Annotated in this window: 22 protein-coding genes and 6 pseudogenes; 13 read left to right on the forward strand and 15 right to left on the reverse strand. The window is 69.1% G+C overall.

Features of this window, described 5'->3' with window-relative positions; genetic code table 11:
- The first annotated feature begins 24 nt into the window (after positions 1-24).
- From ACWDEX_RS24835 to ACWDEX_RS24855, 5 genes are all read left to right on the forward strand, one after another.
- Positions 25-261 (forward strand): MbtH family protein, encoded by a 237-nt coding sequence (locus ACWDEX_RS24835; protein WP_450466130.1) that lies wholly within the window; start codon positions 25-27, stop codon positions 259-261.
- Entirely contained in the window at positions 258-1,055 is a 798-nt protein-coding gene (locus tag ACWDEX_RS24840) for a thioesterase II family protein (protein WP_450466132.1), read from the forward strand. Before ACWDEX_RS24835 ends, ACWDEX_RS24840 begins: the two co-directional genes overlap by 4 nt.
- A complete protein-coding gene (locus tag ACWDEX_RS24845) occupies positions 1,052-1,354 on the forward strand; it encodes a hypothetical protein (protein WP_450466133.1) in 303 nt (100 codons plus the stop codon). Before ACWDEX_RS24840 ends, ACWDEX_RS24845 begins: the two co-directional genes overlap by 4 nt.
- Positions 1,351-4,800: a non-ribosomal peptide synthetase gene (locus ACWDEX_RS24850; protein WP_450466134.1), complete on the forward strand. Its 3,450-nt coding sequence runs from the start codon at positions 1,351-1,353 to the stop codon at positions 4,798-4,800. Before ACWDEX_RS24845 ends, ACWDEX_RS24850 begins: the two co-directional genes overlap by 4 nt.
- A 148-nt stretch (positions 4,801-4,948) precedes the next feature.
- Entirely contained in the window at positions 4,949-5,608 is a 660-nt protein-coding gene (locus tag ACWDEX_RS24855) for an ATP-dependent Clp protease proteolytic subunit (RefSeq protein WP_450466135.1), read from the forward strand.
- Positions 5,609-5,970: 362 nt separating this feature from the next.
- Here ACWDEX_RS24855 and ACWDEX_RS24860 read toward each other — a convergent pair whose 3' ends face one another.
- Entirely contained in the window at positions 5,971-6,129 is a 159-nt protein-coding gene (locus ACWDEX_RS24860; RefSeq protein ID WP_450466136.1) for a hypothetical protein, read from the reverse strand.
- 194 nt (positions 6,130-6,323) lie between these two features.
- Here ACWDEX_RS24860 and ACWDEX_RS24865 point away from each other — a divergent pair.
- Both ACWDEX_RS24865 and ACWDEX_RS24870 read left to right on the forward strand, forming a co-directional pair.
- Positions 6,324-6,458: pseudogene (locus ACWDEX_RS24865) on the forward strand (XRE family transcriptional regulator); the annotation flags it as partial.
- Positions 6,454-6,726: pseudogene (locus ACWDEX_RS24870) on the forward strand (DUF397 domain-containing protein); the annotation flags it as partial. The pseudogenes ACWDEX_RS24865 and ACWDEX_RS24870, both read left to right, overlap by 5 nt.
- A 17-nt stretch (positions 6,727-6,743) precedes the next feature.
- Here ACWDEX_RS24870 and ACWDEX_RS24875 read toward each other — a convergent pair.
- Positions 6,744-8,252: a DUF4246 domain-containing protein gene (locus ACWDEX_RS24875; RefSeq protein WP_450466137.1), complete on the reverse strand. Its 1,509-nt coding sequence runs from the start codon at positions 8,250-8,252 to the stop codon at positions 6,744-6,746.
- Between the two features lie 151 nt (positions 8,253-8,403).
- On the opposite strand from ACWDEX_RS24875, the pseudogene ACWDEX_RS24880 reads away from it, so the two are divergent.
- Both ACWDEX_RS24880 and ACWDEX_RS24885 read left to right on the forward strand, forming a co-directional pair.
- Positions 8,404-8,829, forward strand: a pseudogene (locus ACWDEX_RS24880) (transposase); the annotation flags it as partial.
- A 41-nt stretch (positions 8,830-8,870) separates the two neighbouring features.
- Positions 8,871-9,530, forward strand: a complete 660-nt coding sequence (locus ACWDEX_RS24885; RefSeq protein WP_450466138.1) for an SDR family NAD(P)-dependent oxidoreductase — start codon at positions 8,871-8,873, stop codon at positions 9,528-9,530.
- A 345-nt stretch (positions 9,531-9,875) separates the two neighbouring features.
- Here ACWDEX_RS24885 and ACWDEX_RS24890 read toward each other — a convergent pair whose 3' ends face one another.
- The 5 genes and pseudogenes from ACWDEX_RS24890 to ACWDEX_RS24910 all read right to left on the reverse strand — a co-directional run.
- The gene (locus ACWDEX_RS24890; protein ID WP_450466139.1) at positions 9,876-10,925 is read right to left on the reverse strand and encodes a methyltransferase; all 1,050 of its coding nucleotides are present in this window, start codon (positions 10,923-10,925) and stop codon (positions 9,876-9,878) included.
- 44 nt (positions 10,926-10,969) lie between these two features.
- Positions 10,970-11,269 (reverse strand): hypothetical protein, encoded by a 300-nt coding sequence (locus ACWDEX_RS24895; RefSeq protein WP_450466140.1) that lies wholly within the window; start codon positions 11,267-11,269, stop codon positions 10,970-10,972.
- A gap of 293 nt (positions 11,270-11,562) precedes the next feature.
- Positions 11,563-12,084 (reverse strand): hypothetical protein, encoded by a 522-nt coding sequence (locus ACWDEX_RS24900; RefSeq protein ID WP_450466141.1) that lies wholly within the window; start codon positions 12,082-12,084, stop codon positions 11,563-11,565.
- A gap of 4 nt (positions 12,085-12,088) precedes the next feature.
- The gene (locus ACWDEX_RS24905) at positions 12,089-12,232 is read right to left on the reverse strand and encodes a hypothetical protein (protein WP_450466142.1); all 144 of its coding nucleotides are present in this window, start codon (positions 12,230-12,232) and stop codon (positions 12,089-12,091) included.
- A 118-nt stretch (positions 12,233-12,350) separates the two neighbouring features.
- A pseudogene (locus ACWDEX_RS24910) lies at positions 12,351-13,592 on the reverse strand (sugar-binding protein); the annotation flags it as partial.
- Positions 13,593-14,176: 584 nt separating this feature from the next.
- On the opposite strand from ACWDEX_RS24910, the gene cpt reads away from it, so the two are divergent.
- Positions 14,177-14,707, forward strand: coding sequence for a chloramphenicol phosphotransferase CPT (cpt, locus tag ACWDEX_RS24915; RefSeq protein WP_450466214.1), 531 nt, complete (start codon positions 14,177-14,179; stop codon positions 14,705-14,707).
- Between the two features lie 107 nt (positions 14,708-14,814).
- Here cpt and ACWDEX_RS24920 read toward each other — a convergent pair whose 3' ends face one another.
- The gene (locus ACWDEX_RS24920; RefSeq protein ID WP_450466143.1) at positions 14,815-15,315 is read right to left on the reverse strand and encodes a YdeI/OmpD-associated family protein; all 501 of its coding nucleotides are present in this window, start codon (positions 15,313-15,315) and stop codon (positions 14,815-14,817) included.
- 160 nt (positions 15,316-15,475) lie between these two features.
- Here ACWDEX_RS24920 and ACWDEX_RS24925 point away from each other — a divergent pair.
- Positions 15,476-15,619 (forward strand): annotated as a pseudogene (locus tag ACWDEX_RS24925) (maleylpyruvate isomerase N-terminal domain-containing protein); the annotation flags it as partial.
- Positions 15,620-15,823: 204 nt separating this feature from the next.
- Here the strand turns inward: ACWDEX_RS24925 and ACWDEX_RS24930 are convergent.
- Positions 15,824-16,672: pseudogene (locus ACWDEX_RS24930) on the reverse strand (DUF6397 family protein); the annotation flags it as partial.
- 151 nt (positions 16,673-16,823) lie between these two features.
- Entirely contained in the window at positions 16,824-17,237 is a 414-nt protein-coding gene (locus ACWDEX_RS24935; RefSeq protein ID WP_450466145.1) for a roadblock/LC7 domain-containing protein, read from the reverse strand.
- 94 nt (positions 17,238-17,331) lie between these two features.
- Here ACWDEX_RS24935 and ACWDEX_RS24940 point away from each other — a divergent pair, with 94 nt between their 5' ends.
- Positions 17,332-17,760, forward strand: a complete 429-nt coding sequence (locus ACWDEX_RS24940; protein WP_450466146.1) for a PPOX class F420-dependent oxidoreductase — start codon at positions 17,332-17,334, stop codon at positions 17,758-17,760.
- A gap of 4 nt (positions 17,761-17,764) precedes the next feature.
- Here the strand turns inward: ACWDEX_RS24940 and ACWDEX_RS24945 are convergent, their stop codons facing one another.
- The 5 genes from ACWDEX_RS24945 to ACWDEX_RS24965 all read right to left on the reverse strand — a co-directional run bounded on the left by ACWDEX_RS24945 (position 17,765) and on the right by ACWDEX_RS24965 (position 22,753).
- Complete coding sequence (locus ACWDEX_RS24945) at positions 17,765-18,370, reverse strand: GTP-binding protein (protein ID WP_450466147.1); 606 nt, start codon at positions 18,368-18,370, stop codon at positions 17,765-17,767.
- A 194-nt stretch (positions 18,371-18,564) separates the two neighbouring features.
- Positions 18,565-18,975 (reverse strand): DUF742 domain-containing protein, encoded by a 411-nt coding sequence (locus ACWDEX_RS24950; RefSeq protein WP_450466148.1) that lies wholly within the window; start codon positions 18,973-18,975, stop codon positions 18,565-18,567.
- A 19-nt stretch (positions 18,976-18,994) separates the two neighbouring features.
- The gene (locus ACWDEX_RS24955) at positions 18,995-19,432 is read right to left on the reverse strand and encodes a roadblock/LC7 domain-containing protein (RefSeq protein ID WP_450466149.1); all 438 of its coding nucleotides are present in this window, start codon (positions 19,430-19,432) and stop codon (positions 18,995-18,997) included.
- Complete coding sequence (locus ACWDEX_RS24960) at positions 19,429-21,933, reverse strand: nitrate- and nitrite sensing domain-containing protein (protein WP_450466150.1); 2,505 nt, start codon at positions 21,931-21,933, stop codon at positions 19,429-19,431. The genes ACWDEX_RS24955 and ACWDEX_RS24960 overlap by 4 nt, the downstream gene beginning before the upstream one ends.
- 46 nt (positions 21,934-21,979) lie before the next feature.
- Entirely contained in the window at positions 21,980-22,753 is a 774-nt protein-coding gene (locus ACWDEX_RS24965) for an MHYT domain-containing protein (protein ID WP_450466152.1), read from the reverse strand.
- Positions 22,754-22,905: 152 nt separating this feature from the next.
- On the opposite strand from ACWDEX_RS24965, the gene ACWDEX_RS24970 reads away from it, so the two are divergent.
- Positions 22,906-23,505 carry a class I SAM-dependent methyltransferase gene (locus tag ACWDEX_RS24970; RefSeq protein WP_450466153.1) on the forward strand — a complete coding sequence of 200 codons (600 nt, stop codon included), beginning with the start codon at positions 22,906-22,908 and terminating at the stop codon, positions 23,503-23,505.
- Position 23,506 lies beyond the last annotated feature (1 nt).

Consider the following 23,506-nt stretch of genomic DNA (forward strand, 5'->3'; position numbering starts at 1 on the left):
TCCGCACAACGAGGAGGAAACGACGTGACCGCTGACGAGCAGCAGGACCCGTTCGACGAGTATGCCGTCGTACTCAACGACGAGGAGCAGTACTCGATCTGGCCGACCGCCCGCGAGCTGCCGGCGGGCTGGCGCGAAGCGGGTGAGCGCGGCTCGCGCCAGTACTGCCTGGACCGGATCGAGGAGCTGTGGACCGACATGCGCCCGCGCAGCCTGCGCGAGGCGATGGACGGCGCGAGGGCGGAGGAAGTGGGCGGATGAGGGGCACCGGGCGGCCGGATGCCGCTTTCCCGTTCCCGGACCGCGTGCTGCTGCGGGCGGCCACGGCCCGCCCCCGGCACCGGCTGGTCTGCCTCCACCACGCCGGTGGCGGTGCCTCCGCCTACGCGCCGTGGCTGTCGCGGCTGCCGCAGGACGTCGAGGTGTGCGCGGTGCGGCTGCCCGGCCGCGAGTCACGGATGGGGCAGGCGCCGCACCACTCCCCGGCGGCCGCCGTCGCCGAGGTCGTGGCAACGCTGGAGCCGCTGCTGGCGGACGGCCTGCCGTGGGCGCTGTACGGCCACAGCATGGGCGGCCTGCTCGCCTACGAGGTGTACACCGAGCTGACCGCGCGCGGGGTGGCGCAACCGCTGTACCTGGCGGTCGGCGCCACCGCGGCACCGCAGTGCCGGGCCGCGGTGGCGCCACGGCTGCCCGAGGGGTACACCCGGCAGGATCTGATCGACATCCTGCGCGGCTACGGCGGCACCCCGCAGGAGGTGTTCGACAACGACGAGTTGCTCGATGTGATCCTTCCGGTGCTGGCCGCCGACCTCACCCTGTTCGACAGCTACCGGCCCATCCTGCCGCCGGCGCCCGTGCGCTGCCCGCTGCTGGCGTTCGCCGGTTCCCGGGACGCCCTGGTCGAGCCCGCCCACGTCGCCGCGTGGAAGGAGTGCGCGGCCAGCAAGTTCGAGTACCGGTCGCTTGACGCCGGTCACTTCTTCGTGGGCTCGCACGCCGACGACGTACTGGCCCGGCTGGACGCCTGGTCGCGGGCAGAGGTGGCAGCATGACCGAAGGACAGCAGCCCCTGCCTGCGCTGACCAGCGCCGAAAGCGCGTTCGTCGACCGGTTCCTGGCCGTCGTGGACGCCCTCGGCCGGGTCAACCCGGCCCGCGCGCAGCACACCTACGCCGCGCTGCGGGCCGCGCAGAGCCTGGTCCGGGAAGCGGAGGCGCTGCGGGACGCGTTGGCCACGATGCACGAGCGGGGGGAGACCGAGGTGTTCAGCGCCACCTTGACCAAGGCGGTGCGCGAACTGGACGGCGTGCGGCGCACCGGGCGTCTGGTCCTGCCCGAGGAGGAACGTTGACCACCACCCCCTCACCGGCGCCCCGATCGCCGCTCACGCCGGGCCAGCGCGCGCTGCTGGCGCGCCGGCTGCGGGCGAACGCCGCCGCGTCCGGCGCCTCGCCACAGGAGGCTCCGCCACAGGAGATGTCGCCGCAGGAGACGCCGTGCTCCGCCGCCGGGCCGGTGCCCGCGTCGTCCGCGCAGCGGCGCCTGTACTTCCTGGACCGCTACCGGCCCGGCTCCCCCGCCTATCTGATCCCGGCCGTCCTCGAACTGCGCGGCCCGCTCGACCCGGCGGCCCTCGGCTGGGCGCTCAGCGAGCTGGTGCGCCGTCACGAGGCGCTGCGCACCACCTACGCGGAGCACGACGGGGAGCCCGTGCAGATCGTCGGCGAGGCGTTCCCGTTGGAGCCGGCGGTGGAGGACCTGAGCGGGCTCGCGCCGGGCGTCCGCGCGCGGCGGCTGCGGGACGCGGAGGCGGCCGAGACACAGGAGCCGATGGACCTGGCTCGCGGGCCGCTGGTCCGGGCCCGGCTGCTGCGACTGGGCCCGGACCTGCACCGGCTCGTCCTGACCCTGCATCACATAGTTGCCGACGGCTGGACGCTGAGCCTCCTGGTCCGCGAGTGCACCGCCCTGTACGAGGCCCGCCGCCACGCCCGCCCCACCGCGGCACCCGCTGCCCCGCCGATGCAGTACCGCGCGTACGCGCTGGACGAGCGGCGCCGGCTGGCCGGGGCCGAGGCGCGCGCGGAGCTGGAGTGGTGGACCGGCCGGCTGCGGGGCGTGCCGTCCCTGGACCTGCCCGCCGACCGGCCAAGGCCCGTCGTCCAGGGCTGGGCGGGCGCCCGGCACGCCGTGACGGTCCCCGAGGAGCTCACCGGGGAGCTGCGGGCCCTGGCGGCGCGAACGGGGACGACGCTGTTCATGGTGCTGCTGGCCGCCTACCAGGTGGTGCTGCACCGGTGGAGCGGGCAGAGCGACTTCGCCGTGGGCACGCCGGTGGCCTGCCGCACCTCGCCGAGCGTCGAGGGGCTGGCGGGCCTGGTCGCCAACACGCTGGTGCTGCGCACGGACCTGTCCGGGGACCCGGAGTTCACCACCCTGCTGGAGCGCACGGCGACCACGGCCCTGGACGCCTTCGAACGTCAGGGCACACCGTTCGAGCTGCTGGTGGACCGGCTGGAGCAGCGGCGCGACCCGAGCCGGCACCCGTTGTTCCAGTGTTCCTTCACCCTGCAGAACGTGCCGCCTTTCCAGCAACTGCGCATGGGCGAGGTCGACGTACGCGTCCTGGACATGACCGGCGACACCGCCAAGTTCGACCTCGGGTTGTCCCTGCTGGAGGCGGACGGGCGGCTGCGCGGCGAAGTGGAGTACAGCACCGACCTGTTCGACCCGGAGACGGTCCAACGGTTCACCGGCCACTATCTGACCGTGCTGCGCGGCATCGTGGCGGACCCGGCACGCCGCCTGACCGACCTGCCGCTGCTCACCCCGGCTGAACGCGCCCCCCTGCTGGAGGCGGCGCGGGGGCCCGCACCGCAGGTCTGCGGAACGGCGGGGGAACCGGTGCCGTCGCAGGTGCTGCGGCAGGCCCGCCAGGCCCCCGACGCCCCGGCCGTGTCCGACCCCGCACGCACCCTGACGTACGGCCAACTGGTCGGGTACGCCGGTGCGCTGGCCCGACGGCTGCGGGAACTGGGCGCGGGTCCTGAGCGGTTGGTGGGCGTCTGCCTGGAACGGTCCTGCGCACAGGTGGTCGCCGCCTTGGCGGTGACGCTGACGGGAGCGGCGTATGTGCCGCTGGACCCGCAGTACCCGACGGACCGGCTCACCGCGATCCGGCGGGACGCGGGGCTGCGGCTGCTGGTCACCGACCGCGACCTGCGCACACGCTTCCCGATGGGGCGCACCTCGGTGCTGTGTGTGGAGGACACCCTGGACTCCGCGCCGGAGCCGCCCACCGACGTCCTGCCCGCGCGCCTCGATCCGCACGGCCTGGCCTACGTGGTGCACACCTCGGGCTCCACCGGCCGCCCCAAGGGCGTGGCGGTCGAGCACCGGGCGCTGGCCAACCTGGTCGCCTGGCACCGGGACGCCTACGCGCTGGTCCCCGACGACCGCACCACCCTGGTCGCCAGCCCCGGCTTCGACGCGGCGGTCTGGGAGATGTGGCCTGCCCTGGCCTGCGGCGCGGCGCTGCACGTGCCGTCCGACGAGACGCGCGCCGACCCGGTCCGCCTGGCGCGCTTCCTGGCGGACCGTCGGGTGACGGTGTGCTTCCTGCCCACGCCACTGGCCGAGGCCGTCCTGTCCGAGCCCTTCCCGGCGCACGGCACACTACGGGCCCTGCTCACCGGCGGGGACGCGCTCACCGCCCGGCCCGCGCCCGACGCGCCCTACCGGCTGTACAACCACTACGGGCCGACGGAGAACACGGTGGTCGCCACGGCGGGTGCGGTGCCGTCCGGCGACCGGCCCGCCGAGCCGTCGTACGGCTCGCAGGGTGGCCCCGGGGACGGCCCGCCCGCGCGGCGGCCGGACATCGGCCGGCCCACCGCCGGTGTCCAGGCCCACGTCCTGGATCGCCGCCTGCGCCCGGTCCCCGTCGGCGTGGCCGGCGACCTGTACCTGGGTGGTGCACAGCTGGCCCGTGGTTACCTCGGCGACCCGCGCCGCACGGCGGAACGCTTCGTCCCCGACCCGTTCGCGGACCGCCCGGGGGCCCGGCTGTACGCCACCGGCGACCGGGTGCGCCGACGGCCGGACGGCACGCTGGAGTTCCTGGGCCGCTCGGACGACCAGGTGAAGATCCGCGGCTTCCGGATCGAGCTGGGCGAGGTGGAGGCCGCCCTGCGCGACCACCCCGCGGTCGTCGACGCGGCCGTCACCCGGCACGAGGCGGCGGACGGGCCGGCCCTGGTGGGCCATGTGGTGCCCGGCCCGGGCTCCGTCCTGTCGGCCGAGGAACTGCGCCGCCACCTGCGCAGCCTGCTCCCGTCGTACATGGTGCCCGCACACCTGGCCCTGCACGAGTCCCTGCCGCTGACCGCTCACGGCAAGGTCGACCGGAACGCGCTGACCGGTGCGCCGCTGCCCGCGCCGCGCCAGGAGGCGCCCGTCACACCGCCGCGCGGGCCGTCGGAGGAACGGGTGGCCGCCGTCTGGCAGGAGGTACTGGGCGTGCCGCGGGTCGGAGCGGACGACAACTTCTTCGACCTGGGCGGGCACTCGTTCCTGGCGCTGCGGGTGCAGAGCAGGCTCCAGGAGGCGCTCGGCCGGGACATCCCGGTCGTCGCGGTGTTCCAGTACCCCACCGTGGCCGCGTTCGCCGGCTATCTGGACGCGACCGACACGCCCGCCCCCCGAACGGAAGACCCGGACGGTGCCTGGGGAGAGCGCCGCCGGGCCGCCATCGGCCGCGCGGCAGGACGCCGTGCTCGGCGCCATCTCCCCAGGTGAGCACGTCAGTTGGAGTATGCGCCGACAGCGAACACAACTTGATCGTCGCCCGCGGGCCCATCGTGCTCGGATAGGGTCATGAAGCCGTTGTATGGCACGTACACATGAGGGGACCGCGTGCTGACGACGCGACAGGAGGAGAGGAAAAGTGATTACTGACCTCACGCAGGCCGCCGTGCTGAAGGTGCCGACGCCCGAGGCGCGTTACGTCGTTCCGCGCTTCGCCGAACGGACCGCACAGGGCGTCCGCGAGTACGACCCCTACGCGAAGCTCTTCGAGGAGCGCGTGATCTTCCTCGGAGCGCAGATCGACGACGTCTCGGCCAACGACATCATGGCGCAGCTGATCTGCCTGGAGTCGATGGATCCCGACCGGGACATCTCCATGTACATCAACTCGCCCGGCGGCTCGTTCACCGCGCTGACCGCGATCTACGACACGATGCAGTACGTCAAGCCGGACATCCAGACGGTCTGCATCGGCCAGGCGGCCTCCGCGGCGGCCGTGATCCTGGCCGCGGGCGCGCCCGGCAAGCGGATGGCGCTGCCGCACGCCCGGGTGCTGATCCACCAGCCCTACAGCGGGGCCACTCAGGGCCAGGTTTCCGACCTGGAGATCGCCGCCAACGAAATCATGCGCATGCGCGACCAGTTGGAGACCATGCTGGCCAAGCACTCCAGCCGCGATCTTGAGGCCATCAGCCGGGACATCGAGCGTGACAAGATCCTCACCGCGCAGGAGGCGCTCGAGTACGGCCTTGTCGACCAGGTCCTCAGCACGCGCGAAGCGTCCATGACCGCCCTCTGACACCGTCGGCACCCCGGCGGCTCTGACTTGCTCTCCCCTGAGGCGAGGAGTGATCCCGGTCTGCTCGCTCGGTGCTGTGCCGCTACGCGGCACAGGCATCGGGTGGGCTTCCGCGGTTTCCTGCTTCATCGGGCGTCGGCCGCACTCGCTCCCTGACGACGGCGCCGCCAGTTCACACCACACCGTCTTACCGCCGGGCCACTGATCCACCCCCCACCGCAGGGTCAGCGCCTCGAGCAGGACGAGACCACGCCCGGACTCGTCACCCTCGTCGACCGTCCGACACGGGACGGGCAGGGACCGCGGATCGGGGTCGGTGACCTCAAGACGCGTACGGTCGCGGGGGCAGGACACGCCGACAGTCAGCAGTTGCCCAGCGCGATGAGAGGCCGGGCCGGGCAGCGGGCGGCGAAGCTCGGCAGGTCGACGCCGAGGGACGGCAGCGTGATGCCGTGGGCGGCGAGAGCGGCCCGCAGATCCTCGGCGCAGTCCTGTACGTCGGAGCCGGAGTGGTCGTGCATCGGGTTCACACCTTCCAGTGCGTTCTGTGACCAACTGCTCACAGTTTGCTGTCGCGCCGCCTACCGTGACAGAGGTTCGGGCTCCCGGCCCTGAACTGTGCGTACGCCACGGGTGGTTGGCATCGCCAGGGGAATCGCCGGGCTCGGGCGGACACATCGGGGAATGGGTGGTCACGGCACCAGGATGGTGAACCATGGGGCAGCGCAAGGACATCGACGGCTCGGCAAGCGTCCCCACCTTCTACGGTAAGGAGTTGCGCTGGAAGCGGGAGGATGCCGGGCTGACGCTGCTGCAACTGGTCGAGGGCAGCTTCTACGGCCCGGAGCACCGCCGTCTGGTGCAAGAGCAGCTACAGCAACGGCACTGGCGGGGACTGCGTCGAGGTCGCCGAGGCGTTCCCCGGCGCAGCCCGCTGGCGCAAGAGCAGCTATAGCAACGGCGACGGTGGAAACTGTGTAGAGGTGGCGGACGGCCTCACGGGCATCGTCCCCGTCCGCGACTCCAAGCGCTCTCACGGCCCGTTCCTGACGGTTACAGCCCCGGCTTGGACGTCGTTCGTCACCGCCCTGAAGAACGACGCCACTCGCGAAATTTAGTAGCCGCTGACCGAGGCTCAGTGCTCGCAGAGGGAGAATTCTCTTTCGTAGAGCTGCTCGTTGTGTTCGTCGACGAAGAACTTGCGTTCCTGCATGAGTTGTTCGCGGTAGTTCTTGGCCTGTGCAAGCGTCATGGTCGAGGTGTCGGACCAGGGTTGCTGCGGTGGCACATCGGAGGTTGAGACGATCTTTTCCGACGGGTCGACCAGGAAGAAAGCGAGAATTTTGCGATCTCCCGGCCGGGTGGGGTCCGCGAGGCGGAATGAGCCGACGCGGTGTTGCAGGATGTTCGGGAACGCCAGGCAGCGGCCCGCCGGGGTCGATGTCGATCCCAGCATCTGGTTCAGTGCGCCTTCGTTCTCCAGGCCGTAGACCTCACGCACACCGTTGTCGTCGCTCTGTTCGTAGTCCGGGTCGTCGACTGCCGCCCGGAAGCTCAGCCGGCTTTCAGTGATGTTCTCGCTGTCCCAGTAGTAGATGCCGGTCGAGACGATCCGCTCGTTCATCATCCCCTCGACATGCCATGAACCGCCGGGGTACTCGGGCTTGTCCGGGGTGAGATGAATGGTGGCGAGCTTGACAATGACCTGGAGACGGCGGCCGCGCAGATCGACTCGGGCGGATTCATCGGGCAACTCGGGCGGGGTGAAGGCCGGGGCGTCCGGGATGACCGGGCGGCGGTTTTCCCACCATTCGTCGTAGGCCTCTTCCCATACACGGAGTGCTTCTTCGTGGGCCGCGTCATCACCGCAGGAGGATTTGTCCGGGTACTCCGGCTCCGAGTCGTACCACCCGAAGGGATCAGCCTCGATCCGCAGGGGCCGAGGATGGCGCAGATCGGTGAGCACGTTCTCCAGCAGCGGGCGCATACACGCGAACAAGTCCGGTAGGACGGCGGCCAATTCGCGGTGAGTCTCGGGGTGGACGTTGTTGACGTACGAACGGAAGGCGACATCGCCGTCCTCACTCACGTCGACGTCCGTGGGCAGCCACTGGAATTTCTCCGAGAACTCGTACTTCGAGTAGTGGTCCGTCGGGTTCTGCCAAGCACTCTCGGGCGCGCCGCTCGCCTCTCTCACCAGGCAGAACAGTGAGGGGTGAACCAGATCCAGTACCTGGCCGTCGGAACCGGGATGCCAGTCCCGTTCTTCTTCGGGGACCTCTTCCAGAACCCGAACCGCCTCGCGCAGCCGGGATCTGAGCTTGTCGTCGACCAGTGTGTCCGACTGCCACACCCCGTCGACGGCGGACACCTCGATGCCGGTTCGTTCGTTCCGCAGCGCGGCGTAATGCACGAGTTCGGCGAGCACGTAACGAACCTGCGCTTCGGTGAGGCCCTGGGTGACCGCTTCCTGCGTCCACCTGGCGACGATGTCGGGATCATTCATCTTGTCGAACCACCCCGGCTTCGCCCGAATATGGGCGCTGCACTCCATCATCTGAAGTTCCCGCAGTGTTCGGGGCGTCGCGAACGATATGGAACGGGAAGCTTGAAAGGGCAGCGGGAAAGCAGACAGGCCGGTCAACTCTTCTGGTCCTCCGAGTCGGTGTGCGATGGCTCGAAGGTTACTTCAGCGGTCTGACACTGCAGCCGTGGTTCGTGTCATCGCAGCTCAGCCCCTGCTCCGGTCACCGCCACGCAGGTGGCCGGAGCCGGGCCTCGGTGGGCTGTTGACCGTGGCGGGGATCGTTGAGCGGCTGGTGCCGGATGAGTTGTGGGAGCTGTTCCAGCGGGTAGTGCCGGAGGCCCCGACGCGGCCTCAGGGCGGTGGCCGGCGAAGACATGGTGACCGTGAAGTTCTGGCCGCGATCGTGTTCGTAGCCACATCAGGCTGCACGTGACAGCAGCTGCCCTCGGAGTCCTTCGGGCCGTCCGGGGCAACAGCCCACCGCAGGTTCACGGAGTGGACGAAGGCCCGGGTGTGGGCCAAGCTGCACCGCCTGGTCCTCGACGAACTGGGCTCGCGCAGCGACCTGCACTGGTCGAGGTGCACGATCGACTCGGTGAACATGCTGACGAATCCTGTGGATCGGGGTAAGTACGACTCGAAGATCCACCTGATTACCGAACGGACCGGCCTGCCCCTGTCCGTCGGGATCTCGGACCGGTTTGCTTGCGCTCATGAGCGATCAGACACCTTCTCGTGATGGCTCGACGCGAGGACAGGCTCAGGCAGTTGGTCGCCGAAATCGAGGCGGCAGGTGGACGAGCGGCCTACAGGGTGGGTGACGTCACCGACGCCAAGGATGTTGCGCGTGCCGTCGACACCACCTTGGAGTTGTTCGGAGGTCTCGACGGGGCGTTCAACAACGCCGGCTACGCGGGCTCTGCGTTCGGCAAGCTGCATGAGCTGGCCGAGGAGGACTTCGATCGCATCATGGACGTCAATGTCCGCGGCACGTGGAACTGCCTGCGCCGCCAGGTCCCGGTGATGCTCGAGGCCGGCCGTGGAGCGATCGTCAACACCGCAAGCTCCGCGGGCGTGATCGCCACGGGGGCTCCCACTCCCTATGTAGCAGCCAAGCACGCCGTCCTGGGCATGACCAAGTCGGCTGCGGCCGAATACGGGGAGTGTGGCATCCGGATCAACTCACTGGTAGTGGGCACCACTCGGACAGAAATGATCAACGGGGCGATCGAGTCGAATCCCTCGCTGGAAGAAGCGTTCGTCGCTCGTCAGATCCAAAAGCGGATGGCCGCCCCCGCGGAGGTCGCCCAGGCAGCACTGTGGCTGCTCAGCGACCGCTCCTCCTTCGCGACCGGAAGCCATGTGGCGGTGGACGGTGGCATCTTGGCGATCTGAGCCCTCCCCGGCCCGCCCAAGCTGCCCGACCCTGCGGACACGGGCGACCTTCCCTGCTCCGGCATCGGGGCCGACCCGCTGGAGCGCCGACCAGCGGACCATGGACCGACTAGGGCACCCGACAGTCGGCGGCTGCCGCCGCCTGGCGGCAGGGTGGTGTGGCCGGCCTGGAGGTCCTCGAGGAGACCTTCGACCCCGGCGGCCCGAAGCGATCACTCGGGCCCGCACCACGCCGCCCGCCGGCTTTGGAGGAGGAGCTGCCCGCACCGCTGGTCCGGCACAACCGCCGGTCCTTCAAGGACCGCGGTCTGCACATGCTCCCGGGGCGGGCTGGGTCGCTGTCCGTCAGATCGGGACGACGCGCGCTTCGATGACGCTGAAGAAGGAGTCCGGGAGCGGAGTGACGTCCGAGATGTGCAGTCCTGCGCGCTGGAGCAGGGACCGGTACTGGTCCAGCGTGCGTTCACGGCCGCCGAGGACAACCATCATGCCCAGGTCGCTCCACCAGGCCGGATGCGGTTCGCTCGAGTCCGGCAGGAGCATTTCGCAGATGAGCAGGCGGCCGTCCGCGGGGAGTGCCTCACGGCTCCGGGTCAAGATGGTGACGGCATCGTCGTCCTCCCAGTCGTGCAGGACGCTGCACATGAGGTGTGCGTCGGCCCCAGCAGGGATCGCCTGGAAGAAGTCGCCCGCTGCCACCTCGCAACGATCCCGGAGCGGGGCGATGTCCCCTGAGAGCTCGGCTCGCTCGACGACGCTGGGCCGGTCGAAGAGGATTCCACTGAGGTGCGGGTTGGCCGTCAGGATCGAGGCGAGCACGGCGCCCTTGCCGCCGCCGATGTCGAGGACGCAGTGGGTGCTCTTCCAGGCGGGGAACGCGGCGAGGACCGAGTAGAGGCGACTTGCCCGCTCCCGCATGCGTTCGTCGAACGCGGCGCCCATCTGCGCATTGTGATCTTTGTGGGCGAAGAAGCCGGCACCGAACTCGCTGTCGAAGGCGGGTCGGCCGGTGGCGATGGTATCGACCGCCCCGAGCCAGGCCCGGTACGACTCGACGTTGCTGAGAGTCGCCTGCATCGACACGGGCGAGTCACTCTGCAGAAGTTGACCCAGTCGGGTGAGGGAGAACCGACCCTCACCTTCGTCGGTGAAGAACCCACAGCTGGCGAGGGTTCGCAGGAGGCGTTCCAGGGCCCCGGGTGCCACGTCGAGCTCCTTGGCAAGGTGCGCGACGCTCCTTGCGGAGTCGGTGAATTCGTCCGCGATCGCGAGGTGCCCGGCGACGGACAACGCGTACGGCAGTATGGCGACGATGCTGTCGTCGGCCATGCGGAGGAAATCGCGGACCACCGGGTCGGTCGCGGTGGCGATGACGTTCTCTCTGTCGGTATTCACCTGGCTGGGCCTTCCATTCAGTACGTCGGTTCGGTGGCAAACGTTCAGGAGTTGGTGTCGCCCATGGCATCCACCAGGCGAAGGCGTTGCGGGGAATATTCGCGTACCAGACGGAAATCCAAACGAACTGCAGCCATGGCCGGTTCGCGCGGTTCCGGCTGCAACATCGGGGCAATGTGCGCGGCTCCGAACCTGCGCAGCTCGGCGATCAGCTCTTCGTCGCTCTCTGCGGGCCATGTGCGCTCTGCCGGAACACGGTATCGACCGCCACACCGTTCCAGCGGGTCCTCACGCGAAGAGGGAAATCCCGCCGTAATCCAGGAAGGAATTTCCCCTGACGTCATCGGAGGTGGCGCACCGACACTCACACAGCGACGAACCATGCCATTCCCCCCCCCCGCGAGAGTCGGAACGTGCGATGTTGTTGTTGTGAACCGGCCGAAATCATAAGTGAGTTGAGGGGTGAAGGCAATGAAAATCGGCGTCGTAGGCGAACGGCGTCTTCGAGAACGGCGTGGCGCCGGGGTCCTGGCACCTGACGATCGCGACGGGCTGGAGGCGGCTCAGGTCTGTCGGCGAACCACGGCGAAGGGGCCCGGCGTTGCCGAGCCCCTTGCCTGCCGTACCCGGATCCGGATCAGCCGTCCGAGACCGATCCATTCCCGCCGGGCTCCTTGGGAGCCCAGGTAGGCGCGCGGGTGGCTTCCTTCAAGCTGGTTTCGTTCATGCGGACTCGCCAGCCGTCGTCATCCTCTGGGCCGTCCACCCGCACGGTGATCTCCTTGACCTGGTGGGTGTCCTGGAAGTACAGCACTACCACCTGGCGTTCGGATGCCTCGTCGTAGAAGTTGGCCGCTACCTTGCCCTTGGCCCCTTTCTGGAAGCTCTTGATCCAGTTCGCGGCCGTCTTCCGGGTCTCGCTGTCGGTGCTGTCGCTGGTCGCCAGCTTCTCCAGGTCCCCGGCCTTGCCGTCGGCGATGCGCCACACGACCTCCTGGACCACCTGCAGGGAGCCGGTCGACGGATAGCCGAACACGTGCAGCGGTTCGTGGTTGGCGTAATCCGTTTCGTACTGGAAGTCGGGCGAGCCGAGCAGCGAGCACGCCGACAAGCCCAGTAGCAGGGCTGCCACGGATCCGCATACGACCTGGCGTCTCACGCTGTCACCTGTCCTTGACTCGGACGATCAGGATCTTCTCGATCGGATCCTTCTTCTTGTAGCGGGCGATCACGTCGCTGAGCGTGGTCAGCTCCTTGATCCCGTGCTGGACGAGGTGGAGTTCACCGCGCGAGTTGGCCCGTACCACTGCGGCGTGGTTGTAGACCTTCTCCTTCTTCCACTTGAAGAAGATGATGTCACCGACCTTGGCCGAGCTCGCCTTCGAGATGGTCTGCGAGTGGCGGTACTTGGTGACGTGGCCGCGGCGTGGTCACATCAGCGTTGATCCAGCCCGCCGGCTGGGTGCTCGCGCACGCCGAGTTGCCGCGCGTCTCGGTGGAGGAGGCCTTCTTCACCGTCATCGTCGGACGGTTGGCCCACCGGCTCGATGTGGAAGCGGCCCCGGAGGCCCACACCTCCCACGGGTACGCCTTGCAGTCGGTGTTGCCCGAATGGAAGTTGTACAAGGACAGCTTCGCGTTCAGAACCAGCGCGTCCTGGAACGGCGTGGTGTTCCACGAGACGAAGGTCTGCGCGGTGCGCGGGGTGCCGTCCGCGTTCTTGGTGCCCGGGTTGTCGAAGTCCAGCTCTGTGTCGGTCGACTGGTCGACCGACACCCCCTGCTGCACATAGGTCGCGAAGACGTTGGACAGCGCCGAGGTGGAGGGGTCGATGGTGACCGGGTACTGGGTGTCCGGGTCGGTGAGGAAATCGACGTCAGGGGTGATCACCAGATCGACGGACGAGCCCTTCTGCACCACCGTCAGGCCGACCCGGGCCTTGTGCGTGTGCTCACCCGACCGCTGGTCGACGAAGGCGTCCCACATCACAGGGGCCGGCATGACGGCCCGCTTCTTGTTCCTGCTGTCGGTGAACAGCACGCTGCCGTCGGCGAGTTGTCTCGCCTTCAGTCCGTTGGCCTTCAACGGCAGTGTGTAGCTGTAGTTGTCGACCTCGGGTCGCTGCTTGACCTCGACGAACTGCTCGAACCCGGAACGTGTCGCCTCGACCACCACGTCTGCGCCCGGCACCGCGTTCACGTACTCCGCACGGGTCCCGTCCAGTTTCGGCGCGGGCCTCCCACCCTTCCACTGCAGGGTGATCCGCTGATCACCCTCGCCCAGGGTCACCAGGTCCGTGGCCGCGGCCTGCTGCGCCGCCTTGAGCGATGCGGCCGGACGGCCGACGCCCCCTGAAAGCTTCAGACCGTGGGGATGCGCCTTGGCCTCGACGGAACCATCGGAACCGCGGGCGAGGTTCACATCAATGCCACGCCACGAGTCGGCGTCCTGGTCGTAGAACCGAACAGGGCCCGCCGAAACCTCAGTTGTCAGCGACCCGTCCTTGTTCACCCACGTCGTGGTCGCCTCCGTGCGTTCCGACAGCGCCTCCACCCGCTTGCCCGACAGGCGCGCGGCAGCACGCGCGGAGGCGAGGTCGGCCGCCTGGGTCACCGGCGCTTCGTTCTCACCAGCAGGATGGCCCGGCGCTTCAGCCGCGGCGCTCACGCCGTTGAGCAGAGCGGCGGACACCGCCAGGCTGAGAGTCCCCGCTACCCAGCGCAGAGTTCTTCCTGCGGGCCGCACCCGCCCGCGCCGCGGCACGGACAAAGGATCGGTCACGTTTTCCTCTCTGGTTGTTCACGTCAACACCAAGTGATGGCGAAGCCGTGAACATATCGAAGGAGGAAAGCCCGAGTTCGGGGCAAGCGTGAGAAGGCAGGCGCCGGTACCGAGGGCGAGCGGTGATCTACGTCACGTGACACGAGGGGTGGGGTGCTCCCGGACACAACTTGTCTCAGGTAAGCAACCAGATCTGTGCTGCAACCCTCTAACCAGCAATGTCACACGTCGGATGCGCGGTAGCCGTCAGGCTCCCGTGGTGACGAGGACGGACCGGACCGTGCAGTGGCGCGGCCTCCCGGAAACCATGGCCGCCGGGAGGCCGCAATGGCCTTCGCCATGGAGGAGGCGGCATTGCCACGGCGCGGTAGGTCGTCGGACCACCCCCACGCCGTGCGCGGCAAGACCCAGGACGCGTTCACGGAAATCCTTTTCGAGCGTTGCCCTGACGCCTCTACAGTGGCGCGGTGATGACTCAGGTGATCGTTGTCAACGGTGGTTCCAGCTCAGGGAAGTCCGGGATCGTTCGGTGCCTGCAGGCAGTCCTGCCGGATCCGTGGCTGGCCCTCGGGACAGACATGCTGGTGGAGGCGATGCCGGCGTCCATGCAGGCGTCGGATGGCGGGATCGAGTTCGCTCCGGACGGAGAGGTGGTCGTCGGTCCGGAGTTCCGAACGCTGGAAGCGGCATGGCTTGAGGGAGTCGCCGCGATGGCCCGGGCCGGCGCCCGGGTCATCGTCGATGAAGTCTTCCTCGGCGGAGCGTACTCACAGCAGCGATGGCAGAAAGCCCTGGATGAACTCCGGGTGCTGTGGGTCGGCGTCAGGTGTGACGCTGCGGTGGCCGCAGGCCGTGAGGCCGCACGAGGCGATCGGACCATCGGGATGGCTGCATCACAGGCGGAAGTGGTTCACCAGGGTGTGACCTACAACCTGGAGGTGGACACCACACATGCGGAGGCGATGGAGTGCGCACGGACCATCGCCGCTCATGTCAAGTGATCGATAGCCAGGCTGTCTGGCACTGCGACCACTGATCGCTTCAGACGGCGGGACTGGCCAGCGTGCTGCTCCATCGGAGCGGCCGCCTCGGGCTTGCGGCTACCGGCTCAATCCGGGCTGTCACCGCTCCCCAGCATGTCCAGGGCTTTGTCGAGCCGGACCTGCCTGGTCTCCGGAGTGAGCGCCTGAAGCAGCGGAAGGATCAGCAGGTAGCGTCCGGTCTTGTCGAGCGCCTCGAAGGCTTTCTTGGCCTCAGGGTTCGCATCGAGCACCGCCGCGAGGTCGGACGGTACCGTCGCCGTCTTCTGCGACTCGTAGGCCGCCGCCCAGCGCCCGTCCTCCTGCGCCCCGCGCACCTCGGCCAACCCGGGTTCACGCATCCGCCCTGCGGCCGTCAGCATCGCCACCTTGTCCACATTCACTTGCGACCACAGGCTCTTGGGTCGACGTGGCACGTACTTCTGGAGGTAGTGCTGCTCGTCGAACGACCGCCGTTGCCCGGAGATCCAGCCGTAGCACAGCCCGATGTCGACCAATTCGTCGTCGGTGACCGTCGGAATGCCGGACTTCTTCTTGGCTACTTTGATCCACACACCCTCGTGGCGCATGTAGTTCTCGGCCAGTCAGCTCTCAAACGCCGCAGTGTCCGCGAAAGCGATGATCTCCACCCCCGTGATCTCATCCATGCGGCACAGAGTATCGCCCGCATGGCCAGGGCCGGTTCCGGCAGACTGCCACCGGGGATCCGCCGCATCCTTGCCGCGGAGCAGGACAGCAGTGCCGGGCTGGACCGTCCGTGATCTCGTCGCACACCTCCTGGGTGACTTCTATGGGCGTCTTGCCCGTGACCGCGACGGTCACCAGGAAGGCCCCGTCTTCGCGCCGGGCGGGACGCTGGAGGCGTTCATCCATGGAGGCGTGCGAGATCCTCGCCGGTCTACTCGTCTCGGTCGTCCAGGAGGGACTGTTCCGCCGGCGCGAACACTCCCGCCGCACGGCCGGAATCCGACGAGCAACCGCCGTCTCGGGGACGGCCACGGATTCAGGGAAAGCGACGGTTTCACATGCGTTCGCGGGCTCACCCGTCGTCATGGTCCAACCGTCGGTCGCAGTATCAGGCTGTCTCTTCTCCGCGACAGATGGTGACGGCCGCGGAGCCGGCCGGTGTTGGCGGGCCTCGGTGAGTGCCTGCCTCAAGTCGGCCCGGAGCCAGCCGATCTCGTCGGGGTCGCGCGCCGTCATGATCCGCGCAGTGATCCAGCCAGTGGGCGAGTCGGATACCTCAGGCACGGACCGTGCGGGCCTCAGGCGACGCAACTGGGCCTGCTCGTACACATCCTGGACGATCTCCGCGACCTCCACCGGATCCAGGAGGGACGCCACTACGGCGGCCTTCGCCCAGGGGTCTTCCGTCTGACGCAACTGGAAGCCGAGGTGGCGCCCACGCCAGTTACGGGGCCGCAAGTCCAGGCCCTCATCGAGTTGGTCGCGCAGCCCCTGCGGCGTCCTGCCGGTGAGCAGCAGCGCGTTCTCCTCCCTGCTGACGAACTGCGTCAGTTCCTCGGCCAGATACAGCCAGACCACGGTCCGATAGCGGTTCAGATACCACTTCACCGGCACCACCAGGCCCAGGCGCGCGAACCGCGTGAACCTGCCGGGCGTCACCTGCATCAGGGCCGCTCCGTCTTTTGTGCTCACGGTCCTCACCCGCTCCCGCAGCGCTGCGGGGAAGCCTTCCTCACAGCGCACCCGGTCGATCTCCGCGCGAGTGACGCGACGCCCTCCCCCGCCCTCGTCGGGCACGGTCCGCACGTACCCGAGCCGTACCGCGAGATCGAACTCGCTCCGCTTGAGGACCAGTTCCCGTGCGGCTCGGCTCGACGTCACCAAGGGCCAGCGCCGTGCGGAACCGCTGGCGGTGTCAGTGGTTTGGGTGACGGTGGATGCAATCGTGGTTCCTGTCATGGCAGTTCTCCCCCGTGGAGTCCGTGACGAGCGCCGTGCGCACCCGCCGCTTCGGACAAAACCGTAGCGGGAGAACCGGATCACCGGGCGGGCCTGTGGACAACTCTGCCCGCTGCACGGTTTCCGCTGGTCAAGGGTGATGTTCGTGCAGTCAGAGGTCCTTGTTCGGTGCGTTCTCATGCTGCCGCGCGTCCACGGCGAGGTGCTCCCCGACCCTGTTCACGAGCAGTGTCATCTCGTAGGCGATCTGGCCGATGTCGGCCTCGGCCGCGCTGAGCACGCACAGGCAACTGCCCAGACCGGCCGCGGTGACGAACAGGATCGCGTCATCGAATTCGATCATGGTCTGGCGCACCTGACCGGCGCCGAAGTGGCGCCCCGATCCCTTGGCCAGGCTGTGCAGCCCGGACGAGACCGCCGCGAGATGCTCCGCGTCCTCACGCCGCAGCCCGGTGCTCGTGCCGGTCACCAGTCCGTCGTTGGACAGCACCAGTGCGTGCCGTATGTGTTCCACGCGCTCGGTCAGGTCGTCCAGAAGCCAACTGAGCCCCGCGTTCTGCGCCATGATCCGTTCTCCCCGTGATGTCGCTCCCCCTGGCTGGAGGTTCCGGTCAGCCAGCCTTCACCACGGCCGCCGTCCCGGCAAGCAAGATGGGGACATGACACACAAGATGACCGACGAGGAATGGCGAGCCTTCGTCTCGCACGGCACACGCACGGGGAAACTCTCCACGGTCCGCGCCGACGGCCGCCCACACGTGGCGCCGATCTGGTTCCTGCTGGACGGAGACTATGTGGTCTTCAACACCGGGAAGGAGACCGTGAAGGGTCGGAATCTGGCCAGGGACGCCCGGGTCGCCCTCTGCGTGGACGACGACCGTCCCCCGTACGGCTTTGTCGTGCTGGAGGGTCGGGCCGAACTGTCGGAGGACCTCGACGATGTGAGACGCTGGGCAACCCGGCTCGGCGCCCGGTACATGGGCGAGGAGCGGGCCGAGGAGTTCGGTGCCCGCAACGGCGTTCCGGGAGAACTCCTCGTCCGTGTACGGATCGAGAAGGTGCTGGCCTACTCCGCCGTCGCTGAGTAGCGCGTCAACCGACGGAATCCAGCAGCCGGGCGGTGTGCATCCGCCCGGCGTACTCGACGAGGCGGATCAGCACATCCTTCCCGGAGTCCCGGTCCCGGGCGTCGCACAACACCACGGGCGTACCCCGGTCGAGATCGAGGGCGCGCGACACGTCGTGGGCGCCGAAGGCGCGGGCTCCCGCGAAACGGTTGACGGCCACCACGAACGGGATGCGCCGGTGCTCGAAGTAGTCCACCGCGGGGAAGCAGCCCTCGAGCCGCCGGGTGTCCGCGAGGACGACGGCTCCCAGGGCACCCTGGGAGAGTTCGTCCCACAGGAACCAGAAGCGGTCTTGGCCCGGCGTGCCGAAGAGATAGAGCGACAGCCCGGACCGGATGGTGATGCGTCCGAAGTCCATGGCGACGGTCGTGGTGACCTTGTGGTCCACTCCACCGGTGTCGTCCACGGACTGACCGGCCTCGCTCAGCAGTTCCTCGGTGCGCAGTGGCCTGATGTCGCTGACAGCGCCGACGAGCGTGGTCTTGCCCACGCCGAATCCGCCGGCGACCAGTATCTTCAATGCCAGGTCGGCCATCTCGTCCTCGGGCTCGTCGGAGTGCTCGGAGACCATCGATCACTTCTCTCAAGAGTGCCGACCACAGTCGACGTCAGTACATCTGTACGGAATCAGCATCATGGCAACCACTCTGCAAGTTCGAGCGGTTGGGCCGCATAGTGACCGCTATGACCAACTCCTGGACATTCGGCGCCCGAATGGGGACACATCGCGCGCAGTCTGGGTCCATGGCGGTTCGGCTCCATCTCCTACAGCGCTCTCAGTCCCTCGATGACCTCACGCAGAATCCGTTCGTCGGGCAGTTGCGCCGGCGGGACAGGGCGGCTGACCGTCACGCAGCCCAGTTCCAGGAGATCCCCCAGGAGCACCCGGACGACACCCGCGGGCAGGTCGGCGCCCGCGGCGAGTTCGGCGACGGACTGTGTCTCGACGCGGCACAGATCGACGAGGGCACGGTGTTCCGGGCCCAGTGAGGCGTCGTCGACGCCGGCTGCGCCGCTGTCGAGCGAGACGAGGGCGATGAGGTCGAAGCGCACCCCGGTGAGGGCGGGGGTGGTGCGGCCACCGGTCACCGCGTAGGGGCGGACGAGCGGTCCCGCCTCGTGGTCGTACCACTGGCTGTCCGACTGACAGGCGGTGCCTGTCCTGTCCTCACTCACCCGCGACCACCTTCGCTGGTCATCCGGCGGCGAACGGACCCGCGTCCGCACGGGGTGGTGCGTAGAGGTGCTCACCGACACGTTTCACCAACCGCGCCATCTCGTACGCCACCAGGCCGATGTCGACCGTGACAGCCGTGAGGACGGCAAGACAGGAGCCGTGGCCGGCAGCCGCCACGAACAGGAAGCCGTCGTCCATCTCCACCATGGTCTGGCGCACCCCGCCGACGCCGAAGTGCCGGCCCGCGCCCTTGGCGAGGCTGTGGAAGCCGGAGGCGACAGCCGCGAGATGTTCCGCGTTTTCACGGCTGAGGTCCGTGGAGGCGCCGACCGCGAGCCCGTCGTTCGAGAGCACGACGGCGTGCCGCACGGCTGCCACACGCAACACCAGGTCGTCCAGCAACCAGTCGAGTTCACCCGGTTGCTCGTCGGCCCTTGTGCTCGGATTCTGGATCATGCGGAGTCTCCTTCGCTGCTGTCGCCGACAGGTTTGGCCGTACGACCGAGTGCGCGGCCATCGCCGCGTGCCCAGCCGTCGCGGTAGGCCGCCATGCGGTCCCGTACCAGTTCGGGGGTGCGCTCGTCGTCACGGGAGTTGTGAGCGCTTGTCCCGGGCTCTTGAGGTGCCTGTCCGCGCAGTTGAGGGGCGAGACTCGCCTGTCGTACGCGCCGTGGGAGGCCGTGGGAGCCCTCGGCGGCGTCCGACGGGCGATGCGGTCGCAGGGAGGTGACGCGGGGCGGCCGGCTCTCGGCCGGCGCTTCGGCTGCGCCCTGCGCGGAGACTGCCGGAGCGAGCCGTTCCGCGGCCTGGGCAGGCTCCTCGTGTGCCGTGGTGGCCGCCACGCGCGCGTACGCGCGCCCCTCCTGGGAATCGCTGTCGGCCGTACGAGGCGTACGCTCCGCCGCGCCACTGTGCAGCAGGTCGGTCGGCAGGAGGACGACGGCGGTCGTGCCGCCGTAGGGGGAGGCGCGCAGATGCACCTTGATGCCGTGCCTGGAGGCGAGCCTACTGACCACGAAGAGGCCGAGCCGGTCGCTGTCGAGCAGGTCGAGTGCCTCGTACTGCTCGATGCGCCGGTTGGCATCGGCGAGGGTGGCCTTACCCATGCCGAGTCCCCGGTCCTCGACCTCGATGGCGTAGCCGTTGCCGACGGGCTCGCCGGTGACGCGCACCCGCGTGTAGGGCGGCGAGAACTGGGCGGCGTTCTCGACGACCTCCGCCAGAAGGTGAGTGAGGTCGGCGACCGCGGCGCCGACCACCAGGGCTTCGGAGAGTTGTCGTACCTCCACGCGCTCGTAGTCCTCGACTTCGGACACGGCGGCACGCACGACGTTGGTCAGCGAGACGGGCATGCGCCAGGCGCGGCCGGGCGCGGATCCGGAGAGGATGATGAGGCTCTCGGCGTGGCGGCGCATGCGCGTGGTCAGGTGGTCGAGCCGGAAGAGGTCGCTCAGCTCGTTCGGGTCGTCGGAGCGGCGCTCCATGCTGTCGAGCAGGTTGAGCTGACGGTGCACCAGGACCTGGCTGCGCCGCGCGAGGTTGACGAAGACACCGGAGATGCCGCTGGCGAGTTCCGCGCGTTCCACGGCGGCGCGCAGGGCGGCGCGGTGCACGGTGCCGAGGGCCTCGGCGACCTGCCCGGTCTCGTCCTCCGCGGGCGGCCCGGGCGGTGCCTCGGCACGGATGTCGATCTCCTCCCCGGCGCGAAGTTTGCGCATGGCCTGCGGGAGTTTGTGACGGGCGATCTCCAGGGCGGTGTTGCGTAGGCTGACCAGTTCGACGACGAGTCCCCGTCCGATGCGTACGGAGATGACGAGTGACGCGGCGACCGCGATGAGGCCCAGAAGGACGGCGGCACCGGCGGGTGTCAGCAGACCGCGGGTGAACGGGTCGGCCCGCCGTGCGACGTCACGGCCGGCTGTCGCCTCGAGGTTCCGCATACCGTCCTGCACACGCGCGTGTGCAGGACTCCAGGCTGCTTCGGGGGCCGCGCCGATGGCCGGGGCACCGGGCCGACCGGCCAGTACCTTGTCCTCGACGGCGCCGACGAGAGCGTAGGCGTCGCCCTCCGCGAGCCGGCGCCAGGAGGCCTGTTCGGAACCGCGTAGATCCTCGACGGCGGACGCGGTCAGGGTGCGGCGCGTGTCGACAGCGCCGGTGAACAGCCTCAGACGCTTGCCGCTGAGGGAGCCCGCCAAGCGGGCGCTGGAGAAGACCGTGTCCTCCTGCGCGAGCGACTCCGCCGCGCGGGAGAACTCGAGCAGCACGCGTGTGTCGGAGCCGAGGTCGGCGTCCTGGATGCCGGTGAGCGCGCCACCTACCCCGAAGGCCGCGGTAATGGTCCTGGTGTACTGCCCGTACGTCTCGTCCCACCCGACCCGATGGGCGAGTACGTGCTCGCGCAGGGATCGCAGGCGCTCGGCTCCGGTGACGAAGGCCGCGAGGCGCCCGGCCACCCCGGCAGGCAGGCCGGCACCGTCCGCGACGGTGTTGTGGTCGCCGAGGCGCAGTTTGGCCACCGCCCTCTCGGTGCGTCCCGCAAGGACCTCGAGGTCGCCCTGCTGTTCGGCGGCGGGGTCGGTCGCGTAGCGCACGGCGGCCGCGCGCTCGGTCTGGAGCGCGGTCACGGCATCGGCGACCGGGGCACGGACGAGGGAGTCCACCCGTTGCAGCTGTCGCAGCCGGGCCACGTCCTGAGCGATGCTGACGGTCGCGTACGCCCACAGGGCGAGCAGGGAGACCACGGGCACCATCAGCAGACAGACGACCTTCGCCCGGACGGTGTCCGGGCGTATACGCCACCGTCCGGCACGCGGGGGTGTGCGGGATGTTTTCGCGCCGCGGCTCTCGCCGGGATCGTTGTGCTCGTCGACCGGCGGACCGGCGTGCGCACGACGGCCGCGCACCCGGGGCGATGACCCGGCGTCAGCCGCGGGCGTCCTACGGGGTGTACGCATGGCCTCCTCGTTCAGAGAGTGTCGGGGCGTGCGGAACGAGCCGGTGTCAGCGGGCGACGTTCTCGATCGGACGCTGGGCCGACGCGGACGCCTCGCGTTCGACGGCGGTGGGTGAAAGCGCGACGAACGCCGAGGTGAGGAAGAGATAGGACCCGAGGCCGACAGCGAGGGGGAAGATGAACTGCATCGCCGTGGCCCCGGGCAGAGCCGCGCCGGACGGCGCGAGGTGAACGCTCACCGCGAACATCCCGGTGTAGTGCATGCTGCTGACCGCCGCTCCCATCACGAGCGAGGCGAGGGTGACAGCGACGGGCGACCTGATGTTCAGGCCCGCCCACAGGGCCGTCGTCGCCGCGACCACGGCGATCAGGACGGAGAGCCCGACGAGCACCGGGTCGTAGTGCACCGCCCCGTGCAGCCGCAGTGCCGCCATGCCGATGTAGTGCATGCTGGCGACGCCGAGGCCGGTGGTGAGTCCGCCGAGGAACAGCGCCCGGGCGCGGCCTGGACCGTAGCCGACCGCGAAGACGCCGATGCCGACGACGAGCATGGCGACGAGCAGGCTGAGGACGGTCAGCGGCACGTCGTAGCGGATCTCGGTGCCGGTGACTCCGAAGCCGAGCATCGCCACGAAGTGCATGGTCCAGATGCCGGTGCCGATCGCCGACGCGGCGGTCAGGAGCCAGTTGCGGCGCGATCTGCCGGTGGCGCCGAGCGCGCGGACCGTGCAGCGCAGCCCGAGGGCGGCGCCTATGCACGCCATGACGTACGACAGCACGGGGGTCAGCCAGCCGAATGTGGCATGGTCCAGGTGTCCCATGGCCCGGGGACGCTAGTGCGAGTCGGGGCACGCAAAGGGGGCGCATTTCGAAAGCTGTTGAAATCTGACGCAGACGGGCCCTGGATCGATCGCGTCATGCTCGAAGATGCACACCGTCGCGTCACTCGTCCGGGTGAGAAATGATGCGGAACATGAGCGACGACCACAAACATGTCCAGGAGTTCTTCACCTCGCGCGCAGCCGAGTGGGACACACGGTTCCCCGACGACGGCCCGGCTTACGCCGCGGCGGTCGCCTCGCTCGGGCTGCGCGACGGCGCCCGCGTGCTCGACGCGGGATGCGGCACGGGTCGGGCCCTCACGCCGCTGCGTGCGGCCGTGGGGCCCTCGGGAGTGGTTCTGGGGGCCGACCTGACCCCCGCCATGCTGGAGGCCGCCGTACGGGCGGGAAGGGGCCGCGACGGCCGGTTGCTGCTCGCCGACGTGGCCGCGCTTCCCCTGCGCACCGCGTCCCTCGACGCGGCGTTCGGGGCGGGCCTGATCGCCCACCTCCCCCAGCCTGCCGAGAATCTGCGGGAGTTGGCGCGCGTGGTGCGGCCCGGCGGTCTGCTGGCGCTCTTCCACCCGATCGGCCGGGCCGCCCTCGCGGCACGTCAGGGACGCCAGATCACACCTGACGACCTGCGCGCCGAAACCAACCTCGGTCCTCTCCTGGGGAGTTCCGGGTGGCGCATGACGTCGTACGTCGACGAGGACGCCCGCTTCCTCGCCCTGGCCGTCCGCGAGGGCTGAG

This window comes from Streptomyces sp. NPDC001020, from assembly GCF_053599115.1.

Excerpts from the sequence above, each read along its gene's own strand:
- ACWDEX_RS24860 (WP_450466136.1), bottom strand. The coding sequence starts at position 6,129 with ATGCACGACCACTCCGGCTCCGACGTACAGGACTGCGCCGAGGATCTG.
- ACWDEX_RS24895 (WP_450466140.1), bottom strand. The coding sequence starts at position 11,269 with ATGACGTCAGGGGAAATTCCTTCCTGGATTACGGCGGGATTTCCCTCT.
- ACWDEX_RS24945 (WP_450466147.1), bottom strand. The coding sequence starts at position 18,370 with ATGGTCTCCGAGCACTCCGACGAGCCCGAGGACGAGATGGCCGACCTG.
- ACWDEX_RS24940 (WP_450466146.1), top strand. The coding sequence starts at position 17,332 with ATGACACACAAGATGACCGACGAGGAATGGCGAGCCTTCGTCTCGCAC.
- ACWDEX_RS24845 (WP_450466133.1), top strand. The coding sequence starts at position 1,052 with ATGACCGAAGGACAGCAGCCCCTGCCTGCGCTGACCAGCGCCGAAAGC.
- ACWDEX_RS24935 (WP_450466145.1), bottom strand. The coding sequence starts at position 17,237 with ATGGCGCAGAACGCGGGGCTCAGTTGGCTTCTGGACGACCTGACCGAG.
- ACWDEX_RS24840 (WP_450466132.1), top strand. The coding sequence starts at position 258 with ATGAGGGGCACCGGGCGGCCGGATGCCGCTTTCCCGTTCCCGGACCGC.
- cpt (WP_450466214.1), top strand. The coding sequence starts at position 14,177 with ATGACTCAGGTGATCGTTGTCAACGGTGGTTCCAGCTCAGGGAAGTCC.
- ACWDEX_RS24920 (WP_450466143.1), bottom strand. The coding sequence starts at position 15,315 with ATGCGCCACGAGGGTGTGTGGATCAAAGTAGCCAAGAAGAAGTCCGGC.
- ACWDEX_RS24960 (WP_450466150.1), bottom strand. The coding sequence starts at position 21,933 with ATGCGTACACCCCGTAGGACGCCCGCGGCTGACGCCGGGTCATCGCCC.
- ACWDEX_RS24965 (WP_450466152.1), bottom strand. The coding sequence starts at position 22,753 with ATGGGACACCTGGACCATGCCACATTCGGCTGGCTGACCCCCGTGCTG.
- ACWDEX_RS24955 (WP_450466149.1), bottom strand. The coding sequence starts at position 19,432 with ATGATCCAGAATCCGAGCACAAGGGCCGACGAGCAACCGGGTGAACTC.
- ACWDEX_RS24970 (WP_450466153.1), top strand. The coding sequence starts at position 22,906 with ATGAGCGACGACCACAAACATGTCCAGGAGTTCTTCACCTCGCGCGCA.